21 protein-coding genes are annotated in these 25,502 nt (G+C 72.7%); 9 read left to right on the forward strand and 12 right to left on the reverse strand.

The window, feature by feature from the left end; all coding sequences use genetic code 11:
• Positions 1–508: 508 nt before the first annotated feature.
• Positions 509–1,186, reverse strand: a complete 678-nt coding sequence (locus ABGB10_RS29090; RefSeq protein ID WP_347664188.1) for a hemolysin III family protein — start codon at positions 1,184–1,186, stop codon at positions 509–511.
• 108 nt (positions 1,187–1,294) lie between these two features.
• On the opposite strand from ABGB10_RS29090, the gene ABGB10_RS29095 reads away from it, so the two are divergent.
• From ABGB10_RS29095 to ABGB10_RS29105, 3 genes are read left to right on the forward strand one after another with little or no spacing between them, the layout of a single operon-like run.
• Entirely contained in the window at positions 1,295–2,038 is a 744-nt protein-coding gene (locus tag ABGB10_RS29095; protein WP_347664189.1) for an allophanate hydrolase subunit 1, read from the forward strand.
• Positions 2,035–2,898 (forward strand): biotin-dependent carboxyltransferase family protein, encoded by an 864-nt coding sequence (locus tag ABGB10_RS29100; protein ID WP_347664190.1) that lies wholly within the window; start codon positions 2,035–2,037, stop codon positions 2,896–2,898. Before ABGB10_RS29095 ends, ABGB10_RS29100 begins: the two co-directional genes overlap by 4 nt.
• Positions 2,882–3,631: a 5-oxoprolinase subunit PxpA gene (locus ABGB10_RS29105; protein ID WP_347664191.1), complete on the forward strand. Its 750-nt coding sequence runs from the start codon at positions 2,882–2,884 to the stop codon at positions 3,629–3,631. Before ABGB10_RS29100 ends, ABGB10_RS29105 begins: the two co-directional genes overlap by 17 nt.
• A 54-nt stretch (positions 3,632–3,685) precedes the next feature.
• Here ABGB10_RS29105 and ABGB10_RS29110 read toward each other — a convergent pair whose 3' ends face one another.
• From ABGB10_RS29110 to ABGB10_RS29140, 7 genes are all read right to left on the reverse strand, one after another.
• Positions 3,686–5,524 (reverse strand): NHL domain-containing thioredoxin family protein, encoded by a 1,839-nt coding sequence (locus tag ABGB10_RS29110; RefSeq protein ID WP_347664192.1) that lies wholly within the window; start codon positions 5,522–5,524, stop codon positions 3,686–3,688.
• A 208-nt stretch (positions 5,525–5,732) separates the two neighbouring features.
• Entirely contained in the window at positions 5,733–8,504 is a 2,772-nt protein-coding gene (locus ABGB10_RS29115; RefSeq protein WP_347664193.1) for a hypothetical protein, read from the reverse strand.
• Positions 8,505–8,847: 343 nt separating this feature from the next.
• On the reverse strand, positions 8,848–8,985 hold the full coding sequence (locus tag ABGB10_RS29120) for a hypothetical protein (protein WP_167393602.1): 138 nt from the start codon (positions 8,983–8,985) through the stop codon (positions 8,848–8,850).
• Positions 8,986–9,204: 219 nt separating this feature from the next.
• A complete protein-coding gene (locus tag ABGB10_RS29125; RefSeq protein ID WP_347664281.1) occupies positions 9,205–10,692 on the reverse strand; it encodes a dihydrolipoamide acetyltransferase family protein in 1,488 nt (495 codons plus the stop codon).
• A gap of 5 nt (positions 10,693–10,697) precedes the next feature.
• On the reverse strand, positions 10,698–11,687 hold the full coding sequence (locus ABGB10_RS29130; protein ID WP_347664194.1) for an alpha-ketoacid dehydrogenase subunit beta: 990 nt from the start codon (positions 11,685–11,687) through the stop codon (positions 10,698–10,700).
• On the reverse strand, positions 11,687–12,862 hold the full coding sequence (gene pdhA / locus ABGB10_RS29135; protein WP_347664195.1) for a pyruvate dehydrogenase (acetyl-transferring) E1 component subunit alpha: 1,176 nt from the start codon (positions 12,860–12,862) through the stop codon (positions 11,687–11,689). Before pdhA ends, ABGB10_RS29130 begins: the two co-directional genes overlap by 1 nt.
• A gap of 636 nt (positions 12,863–13,498) precedes the next feature.
• Complete coding sequence (locus tag ABGB10_RS29140; protein ID WP_347664196.1) at positions 13,499–14,245, reverse strand: hypothetical protein; 747 nt, start codon at positions 14,243–14,245, stop codon at positions 13,499–13,501.
• Between the two features lie 126 nt (positions 14,246–14,371).
• Here ABGB10_RS29140 and ABGB10_RS29145 point away from each other — a divergent pair, with 126 nt between their 5' ends.
• On the forward strand, positions 14,372–14,995 hold the full coding sequence (locus ABGB10_RS29145; protein WP_347664197.1) for a phosphatase PAP2 family protein: 624 nt from the start codon (positions 14,372–14,374) through the stop codon (positions 14,993–14,995).
• A gap of 160 nt (positions 14,996–15,155) precedes the next feature.
• On the opposite strand, the gene ABGB10_RS29150 is transcribed toward ABGB10_RS29145, so the two are convergent.
• Genes ABGB10_RS29150 through ABGB10_RS29160 form a run of 3 tightly spaced genes read right to left on the reverse strand, consistent with a single transcriptional unit; the run spans position 15,156 to position 19,960 of the window.
• Positions 15,156–16,379 carry a hypothetical protein gene (locus ABGB10_RS29150; RefSeq protein ID WP_347664198.1) on the reverse strand — a complete coding sequence of 408 codons (1,224 nt, stop codon included), beginning with the start codon at positions 16,377–16,379 and terminating at the stop codon, positions 15,156–15,158.
• Between the two features lie 57 nt (positions 16,380–16,436).
• The gene (locus ABGB10_RS29155) at positions 16,437–18,122 is read right to left on the reverse strand and encodes a GTPase (RefSeq protein ID WP_347664199.1); all 1,686 of its coding nucleotides are present in this window, start codon (positions 18,120–18,122) and stop codon (positions 16,437–16,439) included.
• A complete protein-coding gene (locus ABGB10_RS29160; protein WP_347664200.1) occupies positions 18,119–19,960 on the reverse strand; it encodes an ABC transporter in 1,842 nt (613 codons plus the stop codon). Before ABGB10_RS29160 ends, ABGB10_RS29155 begins: the two co-directional genes overlap by 4 nt.
• Before the next feature lie 220 nt (positions 19,961–20,180).
• Here ABGB10_RS29160 and dnaK point away from each other — a divergent pair, with 220 nt between their 5' ends.
• From dnaK to ABGB10_RS29185, 5 genes are all read left to right on the forward strand, one after another.
• A complete protein-coding gene (dnaK, locus tag ABGB10_RS29165) occupies positions 20,181–22,043 on the forward strand; it encodes a molecular chaperone DnaK (protein ID WP_347664201.1) in 1,863 nt (620 codons plus the stop codon).
• A gap of 48 nt (positions 22,044–22,091) precedes the next feature.
• Positions 22,092–22,850 (forward strand): nucleotide exchange factor GrpE, encoded by a 759-nt coding sequence (gene grpE / locus ABGB10_RS29170; RefSeq protein WP_347664202.1) that lies wholly within the window; start codon positions 22,092–22,094, stop codon positions 22,848–22,850.
• 85 nt (positions 22,851–22,935) lie between these two features.
• On the forward strand, positions 22,936–24,114 hold the full coding sequence (gene dnaJ, locus ABGB10_RS29175; protein WP_347664203.1) for a molecular chaperone DnaJ: 1,179 nt from the start codon (positions 22,936–22,938) through the stop codon (positions 24,112–24,114).
• A gap of 30 nt (positions 24,115–24,144) precedes the next feature.
• Complete coding sequence (locus ABGB10_RS29180) at positions 24,145–24,585, forward strand: helix-turn-helix transcriptional regulator (RefSeq protein WP_347664204.1); 441 nt, start codon at positions 24,145–24,147, stop codon at positions 24,583–24,585.
• A 136-nt stretch (positions 24,586–24,721) separates the two neighbouring features.
• A complete protein-coding gene (locus ABGB10_RS29185; RefSeq protein WP_347664205.1) occupies positions 24,722–24,904 on the forward strand; it encodes a hypothetical protein in 183 nt (60 codons plus the stop codon).
• 164 nt (positions 24,905–25,068) lie between these two features.
• Here the strand turns inward: ABGB10_RS29185 and ABGB10_RS29190 are convergent, their stop codons facing one another.
• Positions 25,069–25,500 (reverse strand): hypothetical protein, encoded by a 432-nt coding sequence (locus ABGB10_RS29190; RefSeq protein WP_030332093.1) that lies wholly within the window; start codon positions 25,498–25,500, stop codon positions 25,069–25,071.
• Between the last annotated feature and the right edge of the window lie 2 nt (positions 25,501–25,502).

The raw sequence follows: 25,502 nt of genomic DNA on the forward strand, positions 1-25,502 counted from the left end.
GCCCCGCCACGCCGCCCCGCCACGCCGCCCCGCCACGCCGCCCCGCCACGCCGCCCCGCCACGCCGCCCCGCCACGCCGCCCCGCCACGCCGCCCCGCCACGCCGCCCCGCCAAGATCCGCGCACTTTCGGTGAAACTGCTGCCTGAGGGCGCGTTGAGGTAGCAGTTTCACCGAAGCTGCGCGGATCTTGAGGGTGCGTGCCCGATGCTGGGCGCGGCGATCGGCCGGTGATCGTGCTCGATCCGGGAAACAGGGCCTTCGAGGCCTGATCGAGGCCACTGCGTCCTTGATAGAGCACGATCATGGCGGCTGCCGCCGTGACGTTTCTCGCCGAGCGGTGTTGCCGGACCAGGCAGCCGGGGTGCGTTCGCTTGGCCGCGCCTGCGCCTCGGCTGTTCGGGCAGGGCGGACAGTCTCGGCTGTTGGGCAGGGCGGACAGTCTCGGCTGTTGGGCAGGGCGGACAGTCTCGGCTGTTTGGGCAGGGCGGACAGCCCTGGCCGTTTGGGTCAGGCGAACAGCGCGAAGTAGATCGCGATGTGGTGGCAGAGTGCCGCCAGCAGGGTGCAGGCGTGGAAGAACTCGTGGTGACCGAAGACGGTCGGCCACGGATTGGGCCGCCGCAACGCGTAGAAGATCGCGCCGACGCTGTAGATCGCGCCGCCGACGATCAGCAGCACCAGCGCCGCGACACCGCCGCCGTGCAGGATCTCCGGCAACATGGCCACCGCCACCCAGCCCAGCGCCAGGTAGAGCGGCGCGGACACCCAGCGCGGCGCGTGCGGCCAGACCACCTTGAGCGCCACGCCGGCCAGTGCGCCACCCCAGACCAGGGCCAGCATCACGGTGGCCGGCCGGGGCGCGAGCAGCATCACGCAGAGCGGTGTGTACGTGCCGGCGATGAACACGAAGATCATCGAGTGGTCCATCCGGCGCATCACCTGGTAGCCGCGCTCCGACCACACTCGACGGTGGTACAACGCGCTCGTGCCGAAGAGCCCGCAGACGGTCAGGCTGTAGATGAGGCAGCTCACCAGGGGTGCCCACCCCGGGCGGGTAGCGGCGATCGAACAGAGCACGATGCCGCACACCACCGCGACGAAGAAGGCGTACGTGTGCAGCCAGCCGCGCATCCGGGGCTTACCGATGTCGACCGGCTTCAGGCGAAGCGGGGCGGAGGTGGTCACGACAACCAGGTTACGGCACCGTAGGTTACTTTCAAGTAGTCGTCTCGGTGACGACCGGCACCGTCAGCGTGAACACAGCGACCCCAGGCCATCGGCGAAGATGAGCCGATGCGGATCCGGCCCGTCGGGGCACACGCCCTGCTGCTCGACTGCACCACCGACGACGACGTGCCCGAGGTCGACCTGGTCGAAGCGTGGCGGGCCGAGCTGTGGCGGCGTCGGGAGCAGGGCGACCTGGTCGCCGTCGAGATCGTGCCGGCGGCCAGCACCGTCCTGCTCGACGGTCTGCCCGACCCGACCGCCGTGGCCGAACAGTTGACCCGGTGGGCACCCGCCGTCGTCGCCGCGACGATCCGCGCCGCCACAGCCGACGTCGACCCCGCAGGCACCGACCAAAACGCTGTCACCACAGCCGACGTCGACCCCACAGCCACCGACCATGACGCCGTCGCCAAAGCCGCAGACCGCGACGCCAGGGAAGTCGTCGTCCCGGTCTCCTTCGACGGACCGGACCTGCCTGCGGTGGCGGAGCACTGGAACGTGGACGTGCCCGCCGTGCTGCGTCGGTTGACCGGCACCCGGTTCCGGGTCGCGTTCTGCGGCTTCGCCCCCGGCTTCCCCTACCTGACTGGGCTGCCCGCCGAGCTGGCGCTGCCCCGACTGGCCACACCCCGCCCCCGGGTGCCGGCCGGCTCGGTCGCCCTCGCCGGCCCGTACGCGGGCATCTACCCGGGCACGTCCCCCGGCGGCTGGCAGCTGGTCGGCCGCACCGACCTGGTCCTCTTCGACGTCCACGCCGATCCGCCGGCCCGGCTCGGCCCGGGTACCTCGGTCCGGATGGTGGCGACGTGACCAACCCGGCCACCATCGAGGTGCTCCGCGCCGGCGCGCTCACCACCGTGCAGGACCTCGGCCGGCCCGGCTGGGCGCACCTGGGCGTACCCCGTTCCGGTGCCCTCGACCCGGCCGCCCTGCGGCTGGCCAACCGGCTGGTCGGCAACCCCGAGCACGCCGCCGGGCTGGAGATCACCCTGACCGGTTGCACGCTGCGGCTGACCCGGGCCACCACAGTGGCGCTCACCGGCACCGAGGTCACGGTCCAGGCGGGCGCTCGCCCCGCCGACACCGGGTGCCCGGTCACCCTGCCGGCCGGGACGGTGCTGCGGATCGGCCCCGCCCGACAGGGCGTACGGAGTTGGCTGGCGGTGGCCGGTGGCATCGACGTGTCGCCGGTGCTCGGCAGTCGAGCCACCGACACCCTCTCCGGGCTCGGCCCGCCCCCGCTGCGCGACGGCGACCGGCTGCCGCTCGGCGACCCGCTCGGCGCACCCGCGCCGGTGGATCTGACCGTGAGCCCCACGCCCCTGCCCGAGCTGCGATTGACACTGCGCCTCGGCCCCCGCGACGACTGGTTCACGTCGACCGCGCTCGACCGGCTGTTCGGCACCGCGTACACCATCAGCCCGGTGAGCAACCGGGTCGGCGCGCGACTCGCCGGCGCGCCGCTGCCCCGCGCGGTCGCCGGCGAACTGCCCAGCGAGGGGATCGTGCTCGGCGCGGTACAGGTGCCCGCGGACGGACAGCCCCTGATCTTCCTGGCGGACCACCCGACCACCGGCGGATACCCCGTCATCGGGGTGGTCACCGACGTGACCCCGCTCGCGCAGGCCCGGCCAGGGACTACCGTCAGATTCCATGGACCTCAACGCTGACCTGGGCGAGGGATTCGGCATCTGGCGACTCGGCGACGACGAGGCGCTGCTGAGTCTCGTCACCTCCGCCAACGTCGCCTGCGGCTTTCACGGCGGCGACCCGTCCACCATGCGACGGGTCTGCGAGGGCGCCGCGCGGCGCGGGGTCGCGGTGGGCGCGCAGGTCGGCTACCGGGACCTGGCCGGCTTCGGTCGACGGCACATCGCGTACGACTTCGCCGAGCTACGCGACGAGGTGACCTACCAACTCGGGGCGCTGAACGCGTTCTGCCGGCTGTTCGGCACCCGGGTCCGCTACCTCAAGCCGCACGGGGCGCTGTACCACGCGACCAGCACCGACGAGTCCCAGGCGGCGGCGGTGGTCGCCGCGGTCACCGGTTACGACCCCGAGCTGCCCGTGCTCTGCCTACCCGGCTCGACGCTGGCCCAGCTCGCCGTTGGCGCGGGCCTGCCGGTCGTCGCCGAGGCCTTCGCCGACCGCGCGTACCTGCCGAACGGGGCGCTGGTGCCCAGAGGCACACCGGGCGCGGTGATCACGGACCCGGAGCAGGTGGCCGAACGGGCGGTGCGGATGGCCGTCGAACGGATCGTGGTGGCGGTGGACGGCACCGTCATCCCCTGCTCGGTCGACTCGATCTGCGTGCACGGCGACACCCCGGGTGCGGTCTCCGCCGCCGAACTGGTCCGCGCCACCCTCATCGACGCCGACGTGTCCCTGGCCCCGTTCGCGTGAAAGGAAGGGCCCCTTGTTATCGGATTTTGCATAACAAGGGGCCCTTCCTAACAGCTAGGCGTCCAGGCCGCGGAGCACCAGCGGGAGCCGGGTCACCGCGCCGTCGACCACCCGGACCGGTACGCCCCAGTCCTGCCGGGTCAGGTGGCACGCCGCGTGTTCGACGTCCGCGTCGCAGGTCGCCGCCTGAGCGGTCACCTGCAACACCCCGGCGGTGACCTCGCTGTTCAGCACCAGTCGACGGGACAGTTCGGTGCCCGTGCCGGCACCGTCCACCAACAGTTCCGGCGGGGACGCGGAGACCACCAGCCGGGTCGACGGCCCGTACGTCTCGTCCAGTTTCTGCCCCGGCGCCGGGGTGAAGACGATGTCCAGGGTGACCTCACCGGCCGAGACGTCGGTCGGCTTGCGCTCGGTGCGGTGCCGGGGCCCGTCCACCGTGCTGGCACCCGCTGCCGACAGGGCACCCGGAGCGAGCCGGGTCAGCCGGTGCGCGGCCGACTCCACCACCAGCACCTCACCGGCCGGGGTGAGCACCAGGTCGCTGGGCTCCGCCAACCCGTCGGCGACCGTGGAGACCTGGTTGCTGTCCGGGTCGAAGCGGCGCACGGCCCCGTTGTACGTGTCCGCGATCAGTACCGAGCCGTCCGGCAGCGCGCACACACCCAGCGGATGCTGGAGCACCGCCGACTCCGCCGGGCCGTCCACGTGCCCGAAGTCGAACAGGCCCTGCCCGACGGCCGTGCCCAGCACACCGTTCTCGACGTAGCGGATGGCGCTGGTCTCGCTGTCGGCGACCCAGAGCCGGGTGCCGTCGGCGGAGACGGAGAGCCCGGACGGCTGCGCCATCCAGGCCTCGGCCAGCGGGCCGTCGCGCAGCGCCTCGACGGTGGTGCCCGCGTACATGCCGGCGGTCCGCTTGATCGGGTCGAACCACCAGAGCTGGTGGATGCCGGCCATCGCGATGATCAGCTTGTCGTCGTACCAGGCCAGGTCCCACGGAGACGAGAGATCCACGGCGAGCGCGTCGTGGGCGTGGTCGTCGACCTCGGCACGCCACTGCCGGCCACTGCCGGCCACGGTCACCACCTCGCCGGACTCCAGCCGTAGGCCGCGCAGCAGGTGGTTGACCGTGTCGGCCACCACCAGGTCGTAGCCGGCGACCTCGGCGACATGCGTGGGCAGCAGGCACACCCCCTGCGGCTCGGAGAACGTCGCCGCGGCAGCCGGTCCGTCGGCGCGGCCCCGCTCGCCCGAGCCGATCCGGCGCACCGGCGTCTCGCCGTCCGGAGCCACCTCGACCAGGGAGTGCCGGGCCGAGTCCGAGACCAGCAGGTTGCCGTTCGGCAGCTGCGCCGCCTTGCCCGGGAAGCGCAGCGCGGTCTCCGGTGCCGGCGGCGGCACGTACGGCCCGTCGCCCCGGTGCAGGGTGCCCTTGGTCTCGTGGGTGGCGATCAGCTCGTCGATCAACCGGGCCAGCCCCTCGGCGTGCCCCTCGCCCGCCATGGTGGCGACGACGTACCCCTCGGGGTCGATCACCGACAGCGTCGGCCAGGCCCGCGCCGCGTACTGCTGCCACATGTCCATCTCGGGATCGTCGAGTACGGGGTGGTGCACCCCGTACCGCTCGACGGCGGCGGCGAGCGCGTCCGGGTCCTTCTCGTGCTCGAACTTCGGGGAGTGCACACCGATCACGACGAGCACGTCGCCGTACTTCTCCTCCAGCGGGCGCAGCTCGTCGAGGACGTGCAGGCAGTTGATGCAGCAGAACGTCCAGAAGTCCGCGATCACGATCTTGCCGCGAAGATCCTGCAAGGTCAGATTCCGGCCGCCGGTGTTGAGCCACTGCCGGCCCCGCAGTTCGGGCGCCCGTACACGCGCTGTCGTTCCCATGCCCTCAGCCTGCCACGCCCCGCGGGCAGGATCGCCGTGACCCGGACGACAGCAGGTGTCGAGCCGTGCTGGCAGCGGCGATCGGTGGCAGCTCAGCAGTGCGGTGCTCAGCGTGTCGAGTGGCCCCGCTGCCAACGATCAGGGAGTTGACGCACCGGGTACGACGACGGCGGGGGCACGGTCGACCGTGCCCCCGCCGTCGGTGGAGTTACTTCGTGGCCGGCTTGAGGCAGAGCACCCGGTTGGTGCCGTCACCAGGCAGCACCACGTGCGGCTGCGTCGGGTCGGTGCACTTCTCCTTCGCGTCCACCTTCGACACGATCGTGAAAGCGTCCGCCTCGCCGCAGTCGGCGGCCGAAGCGCCACCCTGACCGGACTGCTTCACACAGGTGCCGACGGCCGGGTCGAAGGCCGGCGAGTCGTCCTTGCCCACCTTGCCGAGCAGCAGCAGCAGGCCGAGCGGCACCGCGAGGATCAGCACCGCGGCGATCAGCACCGCGGCCAGCACCCGACCGTTGCGTACCTTCGGGGTCGGCGGCTCCGCCTTCGGCTCGTCGGCGTCCGGCTTGAACGCGTCGAACCGGCCCTGGTCCGACTGGCCGGCCTCCTGGCCCCAGGGCGACGGGGGCTGCTGCGCAGGCGGGAACGACGGCGGGAAGTTGCTGCCCGGCGCCGGCTCGGTTGCCGGCCCGGCACCGAAGCCCGGCGCGCCGAAGCCACCGGAGCCCGGCCCGCCGAAGCCACCGGCGTTCGGTCCGTCGAAGTCCGGCCCGCCGAAGGCGGTGGTTCCGTTGACCGCGGCGGTGCCGGCGGCCGGTGACCCGGGGCCGCCGAACTGGTCGGCCGGCCGTTCGGCACCGGCGTGCGGTCGGTTGCCGTTGACCGGCCGGCTGTTGCCGGGCGTGTCGACGAAGGACGGCACACCGGGCGGGAACGCCGGCGGTGCCTCACCGAACGCGGTCGGTGCGGGCTGCCGGTCGTCGAAGCGCGGATCGGCTGCGGGCTCGCCGCCCCAGCCGGGACCGGCCTGCCGCTGCGAGTCGTCCTGCCACTCGGGCACGACAGGGCGTTGCGAGTCGTTCTGCCACTCCGGCGCGGTCTGCCGCTGCGAGTCGTGCTGCCACTCGGGTACGACCGGGCGTTGTGAGTCGTTCTGCCACTCCGGTGTGACCTGCCGCGCGGCTGGCGGTTCGGCCTGGAACGCCTCCGGCTCCGGCTCGTTCTCCGGCTCGGGCCGAGCCGGGCGGCCGTACACCCGAGGTTGTGGTGCGGCCGTGCCGGACGGCCGGACGGCCTGGTCGGTCGGGGGCATGACCCGGCTGGCCAGCGGCACCGAGGCGCTCGCCGTGGCCCGGGCCGCCGCGCCGGCTGCCGACTCGGCCTCCGACGTCGGTACGACCGCACGGCCCGCCCCGGACTCCGGAGAGGTACGCGGGGCAGGCACCACCGCGCCACTCACAGAAGCGTCCTCGGCGCGGCCCCAGCCGGCCGGCTCCGCCTCGTACTGTGCGGCGGCGTCCGGTGCCTCCCGCTCGGCGTACGCGGGCTGCTCGGGGATCGGTGCGAACTGGGCCTGGGGTGCCGCGTAGTCGGCCGGCGGGATGGCGGCCAGGCTGGCGCCCGGCACGCGCTGCTCCTGCGGGGGCAGCGGCACCGCGTTTGCCGGCGAGATGCCCGGCGCGGGCCCGGGCTGGTAGGCGGGTGCCTCGTCGCCGCGGTCCGCCTCCCAGCCGCCGCGGGACTGGGCGGATGCCTCCGCCTCCGCGCGACCCCACACCTCGCCGGGTGCCCACGGTTCGGCCTCCGGTACGGCGGGGGTGCTCGGTGCCGCGTTGTCCGGGTTGGCAGGCCAGGCGGGCGTGCCGTCGTTGCCGGGCACGCTGGCGCTGGCGCGAGCGGGGAGGCCGCTCTGCTCCGGCGGGGTCCACCCCGACGGCTCCGGCCGATCGGTCGGCTGGTCCTGGGGTGAGAGCACCCAGTCGGGCTGCTGCGGACGGCCCTCGGCACCCTGCCAGGCGGCGGGCTGCGCGGGTTGGTCCTGTCGGGCGTCGCCGCCGCCGTCGTTCCAGGCTGCGGATTGCGCCTGCTGCTGTGCGGCCCACCCGCCGGACTGCGCCGGGTCGTCCTGGCCGGGCCGGTTCGGCGCCGGCACCTGGGCTGCCCCACGGGCGGCGTTCGGCTGGGCGGCCTGTCCCCACGCGGGGGCGGGCTGCTCCGTCGGCTCGGCGGGCTGGCCCCAGGTCGGCGGTGACTGCTCGGCCGGCGTCCACACCGGCTGGTCGCCGGGCGCGGCGGCGCTGGCGGGCCAGCCGCCGTTGCCGGTCGCGTTGTCCTGCTGGGCGCCGCCGGACCAACCACCGGCCTGCGGCGGCTCGGGCTGCTGCGACTCGGCCCCGCGCCAGTCACCAGCGGCGGGCGGGTTGGCCTGCGCGGCGCCACCCCAGCCGCCGGACTGGGCCGGGTCTTCCTGGGCAGGCCAGGCAGTGGTGGCGGGGGGCACCTGTGCGGCACCTCTCGCGGCCGGCTGGGCCTGCACCCAGTCGGGCTGCTCGGGGGCGCTCGGGGTCCAGTTGGGTGCCGGTGCGCTCTGCTCCGCGGGCGTCCAGCCCTGCTGCTGCGCGGCCCACGGGCCAGGCTGGGCCGGGGCTGGTGCGCCGTCGTTGCCGGGCCAGCCGCCGGGCTGCTGCTGAGGTGGCTCGCTCGTGCCGCCGCCAGCGGCCCAGGCGGGCTGCGCCGGGTCGTTGGGTTGCGGGGCAGCACCCCAGGCGGGGGCGGGCGGCTGCTCGGGTTGGGTCGCCCATGCCGGTGTCGACGGGTTGGGCCGCGTCGGCGGCGGGGGCGCCCAGCCCAGGTCGGGGCCGGCGGCGTTGTGGCCGTTGTCCGGCTGCGCCGGGCGGTCGCCGTACGGCGCCGGTCCGCCGGCGCCCGGTGACACCTCGTCCGGCTCTTGGCCGGGACGGTGCGGGCCCTCGGACGTCATGGGTGCGCCTCCTCCATCACATGTCGGCTCGCCGGTGCCGATCGGTCTCCTCGGCGTGGCTGCCGGCGTCACCGGCGTACCGCTGTGCCGGCTCCCCGCACGGTATCGGGTAGCGGCACGGCGCGTCCAAGGAGCACCGGTCGTCACTGCGCGTGGCCGGTCGGTGTCGAGCAGCTTCTGTCGGCTCGGCCTCTGCCGGGTCGGCGGGCGGCGACCGAAGCCCACCGTACCGGGCGCTGCGGCAGGGCGGAATCCCGGTGGTGGGTGGTGGGAAACGCCGATGGCCCACCCGGTGGGCCGGGTGGGCCATCGATCTGGAGGAGGTGCGGAATGTCGTGGAGCGTCAGCTCATGTGACGCTGGGCGATGACGAGGATCTCTTCGCGAACTGCCGGCGAGTTCGCCGAGCGCAGCGCGTGCTCGATGGCACGGGCGCGGCGGTTGGCGTCGCGGTGGTTGCGGATTCGCTCGATCATGCTCATTGGTGGGTCCCCCTAGCTATTCGGTTGTCAGCCCCTGATGCATCTATTCAACCGCAGAAGCCGGCGAACTTCCATCGATTATTAGGTGAGCTGAGACACTTGCCTAACAATCAAAGGTCAACAGGCCTTCGGGCCGACGGTTCCGTTGCCCAAACGACACGGCCGGTGTGCCGGGCGTTAACCCGTGGCACACCGGCCGTGGCTGGCGTCGCGAAACGATCAGGTCCAGGCGAGCAGCGCCGCCTCCGGATCGGCGAGGAAGTCGCCGATGTCGCGCAGGAACTTCGAGCCCAGCTCACCGTCGATGATCCGGTGGTCGAAGCTCAGCCCCAGGGTGGTCACCTGACGCACCTTGACCTTGCCCTTGTGCACCCAGGGCATCTCCCGCACCGCGCCGAAGGCCAGGATCGCGGACTCACCCGGCGGCAGGATCGGCGTGCCGGTGTCCACCCCGAACACGCCGACGTTGGTGATGGTCAACGTGCCACCGGACATGTCCGCCGGCGAGGTACGGCCCGACTTGGCCGTCTGCACCAGCTCGGTCAGCGAGTCCGCCAACTCCCGTAGCGAAAGTCGACCGGCGTCCTTGACGTTCGGCACGATCAGGCCGCGCTCGGTGGCTGCCGCGATACCGAGGTTGACGTACTCCTTGACCACGATCTCGTCGCCGGCCCAGGTCGAGTTGACCATCGGGTGACGCTTCACCGCCAGCAGCACGGCCTTCGCCACCAGCAGTAGCGGCGAGACCCGTACGTCACGCCACTCCCGTCGGTTGCGCAGCCGCTCCAGAGCCTTCATCGCCCGGGTCACGTCGACGGTCAGGAACTCCGTCACGTGCGGAGCGGTGAACGCCGAGCGCGACATGTTCTCGGCGGTGAGCTTGCGTACCCCCTTGACCGGGATGCGCTGCTCGCGGTCCGCGCCGAAGCTCGCGGCGCTCGTCGCCGTCGCCGTGACCGGCTCGGCCACCACCGTGGCGCCGCTCGCCGCCCGCTGCACGTCCTCACGGGTGATCGAGCCCAGCGGACCCGAACCGGTCAGAGCGGCCAGGTCGACCCCGAGATCCTTGGCGATCTTGCGCACCGGCGGTTTGGCCAGCACTGCCCCGCCGGTCGCGCCGCCGCTCGACCCACCGCGTCGATCATGGATTTGTGGTGCCGGAATCGTGGGGGTCGCGGCTGGTTTGTCACCCACCACAACTCCATGATCGACCCCGGTAGGGGCGGCGGTCTGCGCCGGCACGCCACCCTTGCGCGGGCGGCGCTTGGCGGCGGTCGTACGCGGGCCGTAGCCGACCAGCACCGCGGTCCGCCCGCCCGGGGCCGGACCGCCGATCAGGCCGGGCTCCACCATGCCCTCGGCCGGCGCCACCTCCACCGCCGCCAGCGAAGCCGCCGACGGGGTGGGCAGGTCGCCGCTGGAGGTGGCCGTGGTCGACGGGCCTTCCAGCGGACCGGCGCCCGGGTCGGTGTCGATCGAGATGATCGGCGCACCGACCTCCACCGTGGTGCCCTCCGGGTGGAAGATCGTCTGCACCTGTCCGGCCCACTTCGCCGGAATCTCCACCGCCGCCTTGGCCGTCTCCACCTCGACGATCGGCTGGTTCAGCTCGATGGTGTCGCCGACCTTGACCAGCCAGGCCAGGATCTCGCCCTCGGTCAGCCCCTCGCCCAGGTCGGGCAGGTTGAACGTCTTGATCCGGGACATGTCGCTCACCAGCCGAAGGTGCGGTCGACGGCGTCGAGCACCCGGTCGAGGTCGGGCAGGTACTCCTCCTCCACCCGGGCGGCCGGGTAGGGGGTGTCGAAGCCGGTCACCCGCAGCACGGGCGACTCCAGGGAGTAGAAGCACTCCTCGGTGATCCGGGCGGCCAACTCGGCGCCGATGCCGATGTTGGACGGCGCCTCGTGCACCACGACCGCGCGGCCGGTGCGCTTCACCGACTCGTAGGCGGAGCTCAGGTCCAGCGGGGAGAGCGAGCGCAGGTCGATGACCTCCAGCTCCCGGCCGTCCTCGGCGGCGGCGGTCGCCGCCTCCAGGCACGTCCGCACCATCGGCCCGTAGGCCAGCAGGGTGACGTCGGTGCCGGGCCGCACGACCCGGGCCGAGTGCAGGGGGTACGCCTCGGACAGCGGCGCGCCCAGGTCGACCTGACCCTTCTCCCAGTAGCGCCGCTTGGGCTCCAGGAAGACGATCGGGTCGTCCGAGGCGACGGCCTGCTGGATCATCACGTACGCGTCCTGCGGGTTGGAGCAGGACACCACCTTCAGGCCGGCGGTGTGCGCGAAGTACGCCTCCGGTGACTCGGAGTGGTGCTCGACCGCGCCGATGCCGCCGCCGAACGGAATCCGGATCACCATGGGGATGCTGAGCTTGCCGCGCGAGCGGTAGTGCATCTTCGCCACCTGCGACACGATCTGGTCGTACGCGGGGTAGACGAAACCGTCGAACTGGATCTCGCAGACCGGCCGGTAGCCACGGATGGCCAGGCCGACCGCGGTGCCGATGATGCCGGACTCGGCCAACGGGGTGTCGATCACCCGCTGGTCGCCGAAGTCCTTCTGGAGCCCGTCGGTGATCCGGAAGACGCCGCCGAGCTTGCCGACGTCCTCACCCATGATGATGACCTTGGGGTCGGTCTCCAGGGCGCGACGCAGGCCGGTGTTGAGGGCCTTGCCGAGGGTGAGCGTCTCCGTGGCCATCAGTGTGCGCTCCCCTCGAACGACTCCATGTAGCGGCTGAACTGCGCGCGCTGCTCGTCGAGCAGCGGGGACCCGTTGGGGTAGACGTGGTCGAACATCGTCACCGGCTCCGGGTTGGGCATGGCGAGCACCCGCTCACGCAGGTGCACCGACTCGCGGCGGGCCTGCTCGTCGACCTCGGCGAAGAAGTCCGCGCCGGCGATCTTCTGCTTCTCCAGGAATGCCTTGACCCGGCTGATCGGATCCTTTGCCTGCCACGCCTCGACCTCGCTGGCGATCCGGTAGCGGGTCGGGTCGTCGGAGGTGGTGTGCGCGCCCATCCGGTAGGTGTACGCCTCGATCAGGCTCGGGCCCTGCCCGTGCCGGGCGTTGTCCAGCGCGGTGCGGGTGACCGCGTACGTGGCCAGCACGTCGTTGCCGTCCACCCGTACGCCCGGGAAACCGAAGCCGGCGGCCCGCTGGTAGAGCGGGATGCGGGTCTGCCGCTCCAGCGGCTCGGAGATGGCGTACTGGTTGTTCTGGCAGAAGAAGACCATCGGCGCGTTGAACACGCCCGCCCAGACGAATGCCTCGTTGACGTCGCCCTGGCTGGTGGCCCCGTCGCCGAAGTACGCGATCACGGCTTCGCCGTCGTCGGTGCCGGTCTTGCCGTCCATGGTGATGCCCATGGCGTAACCGGTGGCGTGCAGGGTCTGCGCCCCGATCACGATCGTGTACATGTTGAACTTGAACTCGTTGGGGTCCCAGCCGCCCTGGTCGACGCCGCGGAACAGGCCGAGCGGCATGATCGGGTCGATGCCCCGGCAGTAGAGGACGCCGTGCTCCCGGTAGGTCGGGAAGGCCATGTCCTGGGTACGCAGCGCCCGCCCGGAGCCGACCTGGGCGGCCTCCTGGCCGAGCAGACTGGCCCAGATGCCCAGCTCGCCCTGACGCTGGAGAGCGGTCGCCTCGGCGTCCAGCTTCCGGACCAGCACCAGGTCGCGGTAGAGCCCGCGATATTCCTCGTCGGTGAAGTCGACGCGGTACTCGGTGCCGTCCGGCCCGGTGACGCTGTCGATCCGTTCGCCTTCGGGGGTGAGTAGCTGCACCAGCTCAGGGTCGCCGGCCGCGCCCTTCCTGGAGCGGGATGCAGCCCGCCTGCTGCGGGTGGTGCCCCCGGGGTCGCCCTTTGCCATCGGTCTCTCCCTGTCGTGTCTGCGTCGGCACCGGGGGGTCACCCGGCCGCGCAACTCGTGCGCCTGTCCGGCTGCTGCCGGACCGGTTCCTGGCGGCCGCGCCTAGCCCCGGTGGGGGTTGCCGCGCGGCGTGAGCCGGGTTCTGGCCGAACCCGGATCGGGAGCGCCGGCGCTCAACCGCGCCTGCCGCGAGGGTGCGCGGAGGTCACGGCTGCGTTGCCGTCGTGCTCCATATTCGCAGAGCAGGTGAGCGCGCCCACAGTACGCCTGCCCCGCATCCCGACCGGCCACGCTTTGCGATCGTTTGTCGCCATCATGCCGGCCTGGGTTTACAGGGCGATCCGGCGATGATTCGTCACCGTTCGGTCAGCTCCGCGTGTCGACACGCGGTGGAGGTTGGCTTACGCAGGGTGACTAAGTAAGGCTGATTCCTGCAGGATCGCGCCTATCGGGTTATATGCCAGCTTTGGCGGGGCGTCTCTTCATCTCGTCCGACGGCTACGACAAGGGGTGTGCGGTGCACGAGCCAGGTGACGGTCCCGGCACACCGGCGCTCGGCCGGCACCGGTCCGCAGGCGGCTACCGTCGCGTGGTCGGCGTGCACCGTGCCCCCGGCGCTGGCGGCCCCACCCGGGGCTACCTGCTCACCGTCGCCCTACTGGCCGGGACCGCGTCGATGCCGATCCTGGCCGCGATCAGTGCCGGCTCGGCGACTCCGGGCAGCACCGCGCTGCCGGACAGCAGCACCCCTTTCATCCCGACCCCGTCGGTCGGGCCGGTGTTGATCCCGTTCCCGTTGACCAGCCAGCCGGGGCTCCCGCCGCCCGGCACACCCAGCGTCGTTCCGACCAGCGGCTGGCTGCCCGCCGCTCCGCGACGTTCGCCGGAGGACCCGGCCACGGCCGACCGGGGCCCCGCCCTGCGGGCGACAACCCGGCCGCTGACGCCGAAACCCACCCGGGGCACCTCTCCGGCCGCGCCCCCGCCGGTCGCGCCCCCGCCACCGACCGCTTCGCCGACCGACCCCGGCCCGACCGGTTCACCCGACCCGGACCCGACCGACCCGGAGCCCACCGGTTCGTCAGATCCGGACCCGACGGATCCGCCGGACCCGGATCCGACCGGCTCCACCGGGCCTGACCCGACCCCGACCCTGACGTCGGACCCGACGCCCACGTTCGAGCCGACCCCCACGCTGGGTCCGACCTCCACGCCGACGGACCCTTCGACCGCCACCGCCGTGCCGACCAGCACCTGGTCCGGCTCGCCCACGACGCCCGCGCCGCCGTCCACCACACCCGCGCCATCCGCGGCCCCTACCGCACCGACCAGCCGGCCCGGCCCGGCAGTGCCGTCGTCGCCGACCGCTTCCGCAACTCCCACGATCAGCCCCGTCCCGCCGGCCCGACCGACACACCCCGCGGTGCCCCCGGCGGTACGGTGACGAACAGGCGCGGCCCATCCGGTGCCGGCGGTGTTCGACGGTAGGCGCGTACCGGAGGGGGTGGCGTGGGCGGCGGTGCGGAACTCCGCCCGGTCACCACCCGACCCGGTCCGGGGCAGCGAGTCGCCCGGCTCGTCACCGAGGTGACCGCACCGGCAGTGCTCGTGTCGTTGCTCATCTTCGCGGTGAGCTGGCACAGCGCGAGCCGCCCCGGCCAGGGCCTCGTCTGGGGTCTGCTCGCCACGGTCTTCGTCACCGGCATCCCGTTCGCCTACATCGTCGGCGGGGTACGCCGTGGCCGGTTGACGGACCATCACATCGGCAGGCGGGAGCAGCGCCGGGCACCATTGCTGGTCGGCCTCGGCTCGGTCGCGGGAGGGCTCGCCCTGCTCGCCGTGCTCGACGCACCCCGCCCGGTGCTGGCGCTGGCGGTGGCCGGACTGGTCGGCCTCGTGGTCGCCGTGTCGGTCAGCCACTGGTGGAAGATGTCGATCCACTCGGCGGTGGCCGCCGGCGCACTGGTCATCCTGACGCTGACCTTCGGGACGCGCGTGGTCGCCGCCTCCCCGCTGCTGGCGCTGGTCGGTTGGTCCAGGGTGCGGTTGGGGGACCACACGGTGCCGCAGGTGCTCGCCGGCGGCGTGGTCGGCGCGCTGATCGCCGCGGCGGTCTTCGGCCCGCTGCGCTGAACGAGCCGGGCAGCCCCGGGACCGGGCCGAGGTGCTGAGGCCGGGCCGGGTCGAGGTGCGGGGGCCGGGCCGGGTCGAGGTGCGGGGGCCGGGCCGGGTCGAGGTGCGGTGCGGGGCCGGGCCGAGGCGGGCGGCATCAGGCCGCCCGCCTCGGATGTCGTCAGGCGCCGTCGTCGGCGAGGCGGTGTCGGTTCGCCTCGATCCACGCGTCCAGCGCGGCCGGGTCGTCCGGGTCCACGCCGTCGGCCATCAGTTGCGCCACGGCGGCGGTGGCGGCGCTGCGCCGCTCGCCCGTCGAGTACAGGCGCGCGAACTCCGGCACCATCTCCTCGATCGCCTCGTCGGTGCGCGTCGTCGCCGCCTCGGGCAGGCCGCGCTGGCGGGACGCGTACCGCGCCCAGGCGCGCAGCACCCGGGGCAGCATCGCCGCGTCGTCCATGTCGAGCACGGCCCGACGGTGCACCCAGTCCAGCAGGAAGAGCCCGGACACCGCCGGGCTCCAGCGCATCGGGTCGGCGTCCGGGAAGGAGGCCGAGTGGTCCAGCAGCAGGCTCAGGCAGAAGTGCAGCGAGGCCAGCTCCGGGCCGTCGACGGAGTCCAGACCGAAGCGGGTGGCCTCCGGCGCGGCGAGGAACCGCCGAACCAGGTCGGTGCGTTCGGCGGCGGAGAGCGGCTCGACCTCCGCCGGGCCGGTCGGGTCGGCCGCCGTGGGCAGCATCGCCAGCCGGGCGCCGACCAGCGCCCGGTCGGTGGCGAGGGAACCCTCCCCGGGCAACTCGCTCAGCTCGTCGGTCACCGCGAGGTGGCGGGCCACCTCACCCCGGAGCCGGGCCGGGTTCTCGGTACGGAACCAGGTCAGCTCGTCGTCCGCGCACATCTGCCGGACCTGGTCCAGGATCCGTTCCGCCGGCCCGCCCACGAAGATGTCCTTGGTGATCCCGATGTTGTGGTCCACCAGGGCCACCAGGGCGTGCTCGGAGCCCCCGGACGCGTCGTCGTACGCGAAGGTGGCGAGGTAGGAGGTCTGGTCGCCGTACACGTCTCCGTACGCCCAGGAGCCGGTGAGGTGCACCCGGCCGAGCTGACCGGTCCAGGTGGGCGCCTGGCTGCCCGGGCGGACCCGCTCGGTGCCGTCGGCGTCCGGGACGAGCGTGGCGAAGATCTGGCGGATGGTGGTCGCCGACGCGATCCGGCGGCGGGCGGTGGCGGCGAGGAACCCGGTGACGAACTCCCGTACGGCGGTGTCGCGGTCGGTCTCCGCGATCGCGTAGACACTGCCCAGCAGCGCGCTGCCGAGCATCTCGGCGTCGAGGGCGGACTCCAGCTTGGTCACGTCGCGTGCGGCGTGCAGCACCGCGTCGTAGGGGGTCTGAGGCGTGGCCATGCTTCGACCCTACGCCGCCGGGGGCGTACGCAGAGCGGTAGCGAGTCGCGTCGAACGTCAGCGGCGGCCGGCGTCCCGCAGCGCGTCGCGTGCCTGCGCGTACGAGCCGAGCACGATTCGCACAGGTGCGAGCACGTACTCCTCGCCCACCTCGGCGACCCGGACCGTCAGCCGTTGGCGAGCACGGGCCCGCGCCCTCCGGGCTGCCCAGCGCACCACCGGTCGGGTCAGCGCGGCCGTCAGCAGCCCGGCCAGCAGGCCGCCGAGCAGCAGCACGGTGGGCATCGGCACCTGCCCGACCATCGGGTTGTCCAACGCGGGCAGGCCGAGCGCCCGTAGCGCGTAGCCGAGCACCAGCCAGCCCAGGCCGACCACGGCGGCCAGGGTGACCAGCCACTGCACACCACCGACGACCCGCCACCACACCGGCTGCCGGTTCAGGCCGAGGTCGGTGCCGGCCATCGCGCGGTCCAACGCGTCCGGCAGGTCGTCGAGGCGGGACCGGGCCGCGGAGGTCACCGCCGTCGGCCAGGAGGCGGGCAGGCCGCTGGCGGCCCGGTCGGCCACCGCGCGGATCGCCAGACCCAGGGCAGAGCGCTGCGCGACCGTCGGGTCCGGCACCGAGGTCGCCGCCACCAGGCTCTCCGACGGGTCGGCGTCCGCGGCGGCCGGGCCGGGCAGGTGCAGCCGACGCAGCGGGTCGGGCCGCAACCGCCGCCAGCCCCGGACCACCGGCCAGCCGGTGGTCGCGCCGGCCCGATGCCGGTACGCCCGCTCCACCGCCTCGCTCACCGCCGGCACGCCGGCAGCACCGGCCAACGCACGGTTCAACCCGGCGACAGCCGCGTCGTCCGGCCCACCGGCGGGCCGGGCCGAGCCGACCTGTTCGTCCATCGCGACGACGACCGTGTCGACGTCACCGGCGAGCCGACGTAGCGCGGCCTGCCGCTCGGCGACGGTCCGCTCCAGCGCGTCGCGCAGCCCGACCATCCCGGCCGGGTCGATGGCGGTGGTGGACAGCAGGGGCACCCCGGTCAGCCCGTCCGTGTCGAGCAGCCGGCGTAGGTCGTCCAGGACCCGGGGCAGCTCGGCCGGGGGCAGCCGGTCGGCCTGGTTGAGCACGACGACTGTGACGTCCCGGTGCCGGTGGAACTCGCGCAGGTAGTTGTCGTGGATGACCCGGTCGGCGTACTTCTGTGGGTCGACCACCCAGACCACCTGGTCGACCAGGCCGAGAAGGCGGTCCACCTCAAGCCGGTGGGACCGTTGCACCGAGTCGAAGTCGGGCAGGTCGAGCAGGATCAGACCGTGCAGCGCGGTCTCGTCGTCCGCGTCCAGGGCGCTCTCCCGGACGAAGCGGTGTCGGGGCAGCACGCCGGTCCAGTCGAGCAGACGGTTGGCGCCCTCCAGTGGCCCCCACACGCAGGCGTGGGTGACGCCGGTGGTGGGCCGGCGGACTCCGACCGGTGAGAGCTGGAGCTGGGCCAACGCGTTGAAGAGGCTCGACTTGCCGCTGCCGGTGGCTCCGGCCAGGGCGACCACGGTGTGGTCCCGGGACAGTGCGAGGCGGGTGCCAGCCCGCTCGACCAGGGTGTGCGCGGGCACGAGTTCGGCGTCCGGCAGCAGGCCGTCCACCGCGGCCAGGAACCGGCGTACCGCGTCCAGCCGGGCGATCAGCGCGTCGGCGTCGACCCGCTGGTCACCGCGGAACGCCTCGCGTACCCGACCGGTGATGTTCGTCACCGGAAACCCTCCTCGTCGGCGACCGGCCGGGTGTCGCCACCGGCGGACAGGCCGCTGCGGTGTCGGGCCAGCTCGACCCGACCTGCGGCCCGGCGTAGACCGTCGCCGTCGTCCGCGGCGGGGCGGGCGTCCGCGGTGCGAGTCAAGAAACGGTCGGCCTCCGCGTCGAGCAGCGTCCGCACCCGGCTCAGCAGGTCGGCGCGGGCCTTGGCAGCGAGGGTACGCACCGCCTGGTCGCCGAAGATCGCCTGGAGTACGGCTTGCGCGGCGACCGTGGTGCCGGCCCCGGTGGCCACCTCCAACCCGGTGGGGATGAACGCGGTGGAGGCGAAGACGGCGATCATCACGGCCAACCCGGTGGCGTTGACCGCGTACGCGGCGGTGCGGGCCACGAACCGTTTGTCGCCGCCCTCGACCCGGACCAGCTCCAGCACCCCGCGCTGCCAGTCCCGGACCATCCGTTCGGCACGTTCCGGCAGGTCGTCGCTCGGGTGGGCGAGCGCGGGGTCGAGCAGCCCGGCACCGGCCGGGTGCGCCTTCCACCCGGTGTACGCGGATTCGGCGGCCTCCGAGGCCACCCCGCGCAGCAGTGTCACGAGCTGTGACTCGATGGCGTTGCGAAGTTCGGCGGCGGGTGCCGGCCGCCCGGTGACAGCGGCCACGACCCGGTCCCGTAGGCGGCCGATCCGTGCCTCCAGGGTGCGGAACAGCTCGCCGGTGCCGACGTACTCCTGCCAGCGGGCGAGCACCTCACCCCGGAGCAGCCGACCGTCCTGGAGCCCCTGCTCGGCGGTGCGCTCGGCACCCCGGTACGCGGCCCGGACCCGTTCGTCCAGCGCGTCGGCGGCGGCGACCTGCTCGTCGGCGGCGTCGGCCAGCTCCTCGATGGCGGGGTGCAGCGCGGCCAGCGCCCCGTCAAGCGTCTGGCGGACCACCGCAGCACGGGCGTCCGCGTCGGCGGCCAGCCGCGCGAACCAGTCGGCCAGCGCCGCGGTCACCCCCTCGGGCAGCAGCCCCTGCCCGTCGACCCAGGTCTCCGGCAGCACGAACAGCGGTGCCTGGCCGAGGCCCTGCTCGGCGAGCATCTCGGCCAGATGCGCGGCGATCTCGTCGATGGCCTCGGCGGGCACCCGGTCCAGCACCATGGCGATCACCGCACCTCGCGCCCGGGCGCTGCGCAGCAGCTCCCAGGGCACCGCGTCGGCGTACCGGGCGGCGGTGGTGACGAAGAGCCAGAGGTCGGCGGCGGCCAGCAGTTGGGTGGCGAGCGCCCGGTTGGCGTCGACCACCGAGTCGATGTCGGGCGCGTCGAGGAAGGCCAGCCCGGCGGGCAGGGCCGGCGCGGTGACCAGGTGCAGGGCGCGCGGATCTTCGCTCGGCTCGGTGGTGCGGGTCAACCCGGGCAGCAGGTCACCCTGTCGGAACCAGGCCGCATCGGACGGGTTGCAGACCAGCACCGGGGAGCGGGTGGTCGGCCGGAGCACGCCAGCGGCGCTGACCCGGGCCTTGACCAGGCTGTTGACCAGGGTCGACTTGCCCGCTCCGGTGGAGCCGCCGACCACCACGAGCAGCGGGGCGTCCAGCCGGGCGAGCCGGGGCAGGAGGTAGTCGTCGAGTTGGTCGGTGAGGGCGGTCGCGGTGTGCCGGGCAGCGCTGGCGGAGGGCAGCGCGAGAGGATAGCGGGTCGCGCCGATCGCCTCCCGGAGGCCCGACAGCGCGCCGGGGAGGCTGTCGTCCCCGGTCGTGGCGGACGGCTCCTCCGCGGTGTCCGGCGGGCCGGTGCGGGTGGCGACGGCGGGCGCGCCGGAACGGGTGGCGGGATCGCCGTGCGTCGTCACCGCTAAAGCGTGCCCGACCGATGCAAGGGAAGACAACCAGACGGTAATAACGGGTAGGTTGCGTCGGGTCGACTCAACTCAACTTGACGATTCGCTGGCGCGTGGCACTATTGAGTCAAGTTCACTCAACTTGTGGTGGGGCCCGCTCCGGGCGGTGCTCGCCAGGCAGCCGCGGGCAGTGCCCGTCACCTGCACAACCTTACGAAGCGAGGAAGCGAAGATGGCACGTGCGGTCGGTATCGACCTCGGCACGACGAACTCCTGCGTCAGCGTTCTCGAGGGCGGTGAGCCCACCGTCATCGCCAACGCTGAGGGCTCGCGGACGACCCCGTCGATCGTCGCGTTCGCCCGCAACGGCGAGGTGCTCGTCGGTGAGGTCGCCAAGCGTCAGGCGGTGACCAACCCGGACCGGACGATCCGGTCGGTCAAGCGCGAGGTCGGCACGAACTGGTCCGTCGACATCGACGGCAAGAAGTACACCCCGCAGGAGATCTCGGCCCGGACCCTGATGAAGCTCAAGCGGGACGCCGAGGCGTACCTGGGTGAGCAGATCACCGACGCGGTGATCACCGTCCCGGCCTACTTCAACGACAGCCAGCGCCAGGCCACCAAGGAGGCCGGTGAGATCGCCGGCTTCAACGTGCTGCGGATCGTCAACGAGCCGACCGCGGCCGCCCTGGCGTACGGGCTGGACAAGGGCTCCAAGGAGCAGACCGTCCTGGTCTTCGACCTCGGCGGCGGCACCTTCGACGTGTCGCTGCTCGAGCTGGCCGAGGGTGTCATCGAGGTCAAGTCGACAAGCGGTGACAACCACCTCGGTGGCGACGACTGGGACCAGCGGATCATCGACCACCTGGTCAAGACGTTCCGTGGTGAGCACGGCATCGACCTCGGTCAGGACAAGATGGCCCTCCAGCGCCTCCGCGAGGCCGCCGAGAAGGCCAAGATCGAGCTGTCCGCCGCCACCACCACCAACATCAACCTGCCGTACATCACGGCCGGCGCGGCCGGCCCGCTGCACCTCGACGTGACGCTCAGCCGCGCCGAGTTCCAGCGGATGACGCAGGACCTGCTGGACCGCTGCAAGGGCCCGTTCGAGCAGGCCGTGAAGGACGCCGGGATCAAGATCTCCGACGTCGAGCACGTCATCCTGGTCGGCGGTTCGACCCGGATGCCCGCCGTGACCGACCTGGTCAAGCAGCTCACCGGGCGCGACCCCAACAAGGGCGTCAACCCGGACGAGGTCGTCGCCGTCGGCGCCGCCCTGCAGGCCGGTGTGCTCAAGGGTGAGGTCAAGGACGTCCTGCTGCTCGACGTGACCCCGCTGAGCCTGGGCATCGAGACCAAGGGCGGCATCTTCACCAAGCTGATCGAGCGCAACACCACCATCCCGACCAAGCGCTCCGAGGTCTTCACCACGGCGGACGACAACCAGCCGTCGGTGCTGATCCAGGTCTTCCAGGGTGAGCGTGAGATCGCGGCCTACAACAAGAAGCTCGGCACCTTCGAGCTGACCGGTCTCCCGCCGGCGCCGCGCGGCGTGCCGCAGATCGAGGTCGCCTTCGACATCGACGCCAACGGCATCGTCAACGTGCACGCCAAGGACCTGGGCACCGGCAAGGAACAGAAGATGACGATCACCGGCGGCTCGTCGCTGCCGAAGGACGACATCGAGCGGATGCGTCGGGACGCCGAGGAGCACGCCGAGGAGGACAAGCGCCGCCGCGACGACGCCGAGACCCGCAACGTGGCCGAGGCGCTCCAGTGGCAGACCGAGAAGTTCCTCGCCGAGAGCGGTGACAAGCTGCCCAGCGAGAACCGGGAGCAGCTCAACGAGGCGCTCGGCGAGCTGCGCGGCGCCCTCGGCGGTCAGGACATCGAGAAGATCAAGTCCGCGCACGAGAAGCTCGCGCAGGTCTCCCAGCAGGCTGGTTCGCTGCTCTACTCGCAGCAGGCCGAGCAGGGTCAGCAGCCGGGTGGCGAGCCCGGCCCGGGTGCGACCGGCGCGACCGGCGGCACGCAGGCCGGTGCGGCCGACGACGTGGTCGACGCGGAGATCGTGGACGAGGACGGCAAGAAGTGACCGTCGGCCTCCGACACGTATCCACGGCGAAGGGGATGAGGTAGCCGCATGACGCAGAAGCCACGAGCCGCCGACCCGGGCGAGACCGGGTCGACGCCGGGTGGCTCCGCGCCCACGGAGCCGACCACCGGCGACGGGGAGCGGGTCGTCATCCGCAACAACCGCAAGCTCGTCGACACGTCGGAGCCTGAGGGCACCGCCGCCGACGCCGAGACCGGCGTACCGGCCGAGGGCCTGGTCGAGGACGCCGAGGTGGTGGTCGACGAGATCGAGGTCGAGGTCAACGCCACCGACGGTCCGGAACCATCCGGCCCGGCGGTGGTCGACGCCCCGGCGCAGCCGGTGGACGGCGGCGGCACGGGCACCTCGCTCGGCGCCGAGCTGGAGGCGCTCCGGGCCGAGCTGGACGAGCGCACCAGGGATCTGCAGCGGGTGTCGGCGGAGTACGCCAACTACCGCAAGCGGGTCGACCGGGACCGCAGCCTGGTGCAGGAGCAGGCGACCGGTTCGGTGTTGGCCGCGCTGTTGCCGATCCTGGACGACCTGGACCGCGCTCGGGAACACGGCGACCTGGTCGGGCCGTTCGGGACGGTGGCGGAACAGCTCACCACCGCGCTGGGCAAGTTCGGCCTGAACGCCTTCGGCGAGCAGGGCGACCCGTTCGACCCGACCCGGCACGAGGCGGTCGCGCACCAGACCTCGGCCGACGTCACCGAGCCGACCTGCGTGCAGGTCATGCGGCGCGGCTACCAGCTCGGTGAGCGGCTGCTGCGCCCCGCGCTGGTCGCGGTCGCGGATCCGGAATAGTGCGAGACAGTGACCGGGCCGTCCCGCCCACCACCCAACGGGGGGCGGGACGGCCGGGCCACGAGGGTCGAGAGGAGGTGGACCGGTGAGTTCCAAGGACTGGATCGAGAAGGACTTCTACGCCGTGCTCGGCGTGGACAAGGCCGCCTCCGCCGATGACATCAAGAAGGCGTACCGCAAGCTGGCCCGCGAGTCGCACCCGGACCACAACCCCGGTGACGCCAAGGCCGAGGAGCGGTTCAAGGCCGCGTCCGAGGCGTACAACGTGCTGTCCGACACGGGTCGTCGTCGTGAGTACGACGAGATGCGCTCGCTGTTCGGCTCGGGAGCCTTCCGCCGCAACGCACGGGGCGGGGGCCAGCCGGGCGGTATGCCGTTCGACGTCTCCGACATGTTCGGCGGTGCTGGCGGCGACCGTCGTTTCGGAGGCGCCGGCTTCCAGGACCTGTTCAGCTCGATCTTCACCGGTGGTCAGGGCGGTGGTCAGGCCGCACCGCGCGGTCCGGCCCGTGGCCGGGACGTGGAGACCGAGGTGGCGCTCGACTTCGGTGACGCCGTACGTGGCGTGACGCTGCCCCTGACGCTGCGCGCACCGGGAGTCTGCGAAACCTGCCACGGCAACGGGGCGAAACCGGGCACGCAGCCGCGTACCTGCCCGGTCTGCCACGGCGCCGGGGTGACCACCCGTGACCAGGGGGCGTTCAGCTTCTCCGAGCCGTGCCGCAACTGCCAGGGCGTCGGCACCGTGGTCGAGGAGAAGTGCCCGGAGTGCCACGGCAGCGGCGGGGTCACCAAGACCCGCACCATGAACGTGCGGTTCCCGGCGGGGGTGGCCGACGGTCAGCGCATCCGGTTGGCCGGGCGCGGTGAGCCGGGCGAGCGCGGCGGCCCGGCCGGCGACCTCTTCGTGCACGTCAAGGTTCGACCGGACGAGCTGTTCGGGCGTACCGGTGACGACCTGACGCTGAGCGTGCCGGTCACCTTCGCGGAGGCCGTGCTCGGCACGGACCTGCGGGTGCCCACGCTCGACGGCGCGGTGACCCTGCGGGTACCGCCGGGTACGCCGAGCGGGCGGGTGCTCCGGGCGCGGGGCAAGGGTGTGGTCCGCCGCGACGGCCAGGCCGGTGACCTGCTGGTCACGTTGGACGTGGTGGTTCCGGCTCGGCTGTCGGACGAGGCGCGCGCAGCGTTGGAGGCGTTCGCCGAGCAGAGCCCGCCAGCGGCCCGGGAACATCTCGACGCTCGGGTGCGTCGGGTCAGTTAGTCCGATGGAATGGACGCGGAGGTGAGCGGGATGTCGGGCGAGTTCCTCGGTTCGGGTGACCCTGCCTACGAGGCCAAGGTGCTGATGATCTCGGTTGCGGCTCGGATGGCGGGGATGCACCCACAAACCCTGCGCCAGTACGACCGACTCGGGCTGGTGCAGCCCGGCCGGGCCGCTGGCGGGGGTCGCCGGTACAGCGTCCGTGACGTGGTGCTGCTGCGCGAGGTGCAGCGGCTCAGCCAGGACGACGGGATCAACCTGGCCGGCGTCAAGCGCATCATCGGGCTGGAGCGACTGTTGGAGCAGGCGCAGCAGCGGGTGGCCCGACTGGAGGCGGAGCTCGACGCCGCGTACCGCCGGGTTGCCGAGCTGGAGTCGCTGGCCCGCTTCCCGGGCCGGGATCTGGTGCCCACCAACCGCACGTCCACCGCGCTGGTGGTCTGGCGACCCCGCCGCACGCCCGGTCGCTGACCCGCCGCTCACCCGGATCTGTTCCTCGGCCCGGGCCGTACCGGATTTCCCGGCGCGGTCCGGGCCGCTTCGGTTAGCCTGTCGATAAGGGTCCAATCGGATTAATCCGGACCTACCGGCATGGCGAGGGGGAGCGATGGCGGAGCCGGCGAAGAACGTGGCCCAGCAGACGGAGGACCGGTTGGAAGACCTGGCCGAGACCGTCCGCGAAAAGTTCGACAAGGTGACCAAGGGGACCTACCGGGACCGGGTCACCGGGGGCAGGTTCGCCGAACCGGGCGACCGGGGCCGACCTGAAACGGGCCAGAAGCAGGACTGACCGGTGACCACGAACGGGCCGGGACCCACGGGGGGTCCCGGCCCGTTCGCCGTGTTCGGTGCGGGCCGGGACGCGGGGATGCCGTGGCGGGGGTCCCGGCCTGTTCGCCGTGTTCGGTGCGGCCTGTTCGCCGTATTCAGTGCGGGCCGGGACGCGGCCTAACCTCAGCCGAGGCGGCGGTTTTCGCGGACCAGGCCGCCCTCGCACCAGTCCCGGTAGACGAAGAGATCCGGTCGAGCCAACAGCACCCGGCCGTTGTGCGCCCAGATCTTCATCAGCTCGTCGCCGTCCCGCTCGGCCTGTTCGACGAGCTTGCGGAAGCGGCGCTTGGGGTGGGCGCGGAAGTTCGTCCGGATGCCGTCGGCCGCGTAGATGTAGAGGCAGTGCAGCGCGAAACGCCGGGCCGGGCAGGTTGGATCCATCGCTAATTCGAAGAGCGTCAACACCAGCCGATCACCGGAGACCAGCAGGTCCCAGTCGGGTGGCATCGAGGCCAACGGCACCGAATCGGGCTTGTACGCCCAGGCTCGCAACTCCGCCGGAGTCGGATCGACGGGGTTGGCGAAGCCGTGGAACGTCGATTCCTGCACGCTCACCG

Origin of the sequence: Micromonospora sp. B9E7 (assembly GCF_039871815.1) — a bacterium.
Lineage (GTDB): Bacteria > Actinomycetota > Actinomycetes > Mycobacteriales > Micromonosporaceae > Micromonospora.

What these genes read in the sequence shown, in the direction of transcription:
- ABGB10_RS29095 (WP_347664189.1), top strand. Translation starts at nt 1,295, where the DNA reads ATGCGGATCCGGCCCGTCGGGGCACACGCCCTGCTGCTCGACTGCACC.
- ABGB10_RS29105 (WP_347664191.1), top strand. Translation starts at nt 2,882, where the DNA reads ATGGACCTCAACGCTGACCTGGGCGAGGGATTCGGCATCTGGCGACTC.
- ABGB10_RS29110 (WP_347664192.1), bottom strand. Translation starts at nt 5,524, where the DNA reads ATGGGAACGACAGCGCGTGTACGGGCGCCCGAACTGCGGGGCCGGCAG.
- ABGB10_RS29115 (WP_347664193.1), bottom strand. Translation starts at nt 8,504, where the DNA reads ATGACGTCCGAGGGCCCGCACCGTCCCGGCCAAGAGCCGGACGAGGTG.
- ABGB10_RS29120 (WP_167393602.1), bottom strand. Translation starts at nt 8,985, where the DNA reads ATGAGCATGATCGAGCGAATCCGCAACCACCGCGACGCCAACCGCCGC.
- ABGB10_RS29125 (WP_347664281.1), bottom strand. Translation starts at nt 10,692, where the DNA reads ATGTCCCGGATCAAGACGTTCAACCTGCCCGACCTGGGCGAGGGGCTG.
- ABGB10_RS29130 (WP_347664194.1), bottom strand. Translation starts at nt 11,687, where the DNA reads ATGGCCACGGAGACGCTCACCCTCGGCAAGGCCCTCAACACCGGCCTG.
- pdhA (WP_347664195.1), bottom strand. Translation starts at nt 12,862, where the DNA reads ATGGCAAAGGGCGACCCCGGGGGCACCACCCGCAGCAGGCGGGCTGCA.
- ABGB10_RS29150 (WP_347664198.1), bottom strand. Translation starts at nt 16,379, where the DNA reads ATGGCCACGCCTCAGACCCCCTACGACGCGGTGCTGCACGCCGCACGC.
- dnaK (WP_347664201.1), top strand. Translation starts at nt 20,181, where the DNA reads ATGGCACGTGCGGTCGGTATCGACCTCGGCACGACGAACTCCTGCGTC.
- grpE (WP_347664202.1), top strand. Translation starts at nt 22,092, where the DNA reads ATGACGCAGAAGCCACGAGCCGCCGACCCGGGCGAGACCGGGTCGACG.
- ABGB10_RS29180 (WP_347664204.1), top strand. Translation starts at nt 24,145, where the DNA reads ATGTCGGGCGAGTTCCTCGGTTCGGGTGACCCTGCCTACGAGGCCAAG.
- ABGB10_RS29185 (WP_347664205.1), top strand. Translation starts at nt 24,722, where the DNA reads ATGGCGGAGCCGGCGAAGAACGTGGCCCAGCAGACGGAGGACCGGTTG.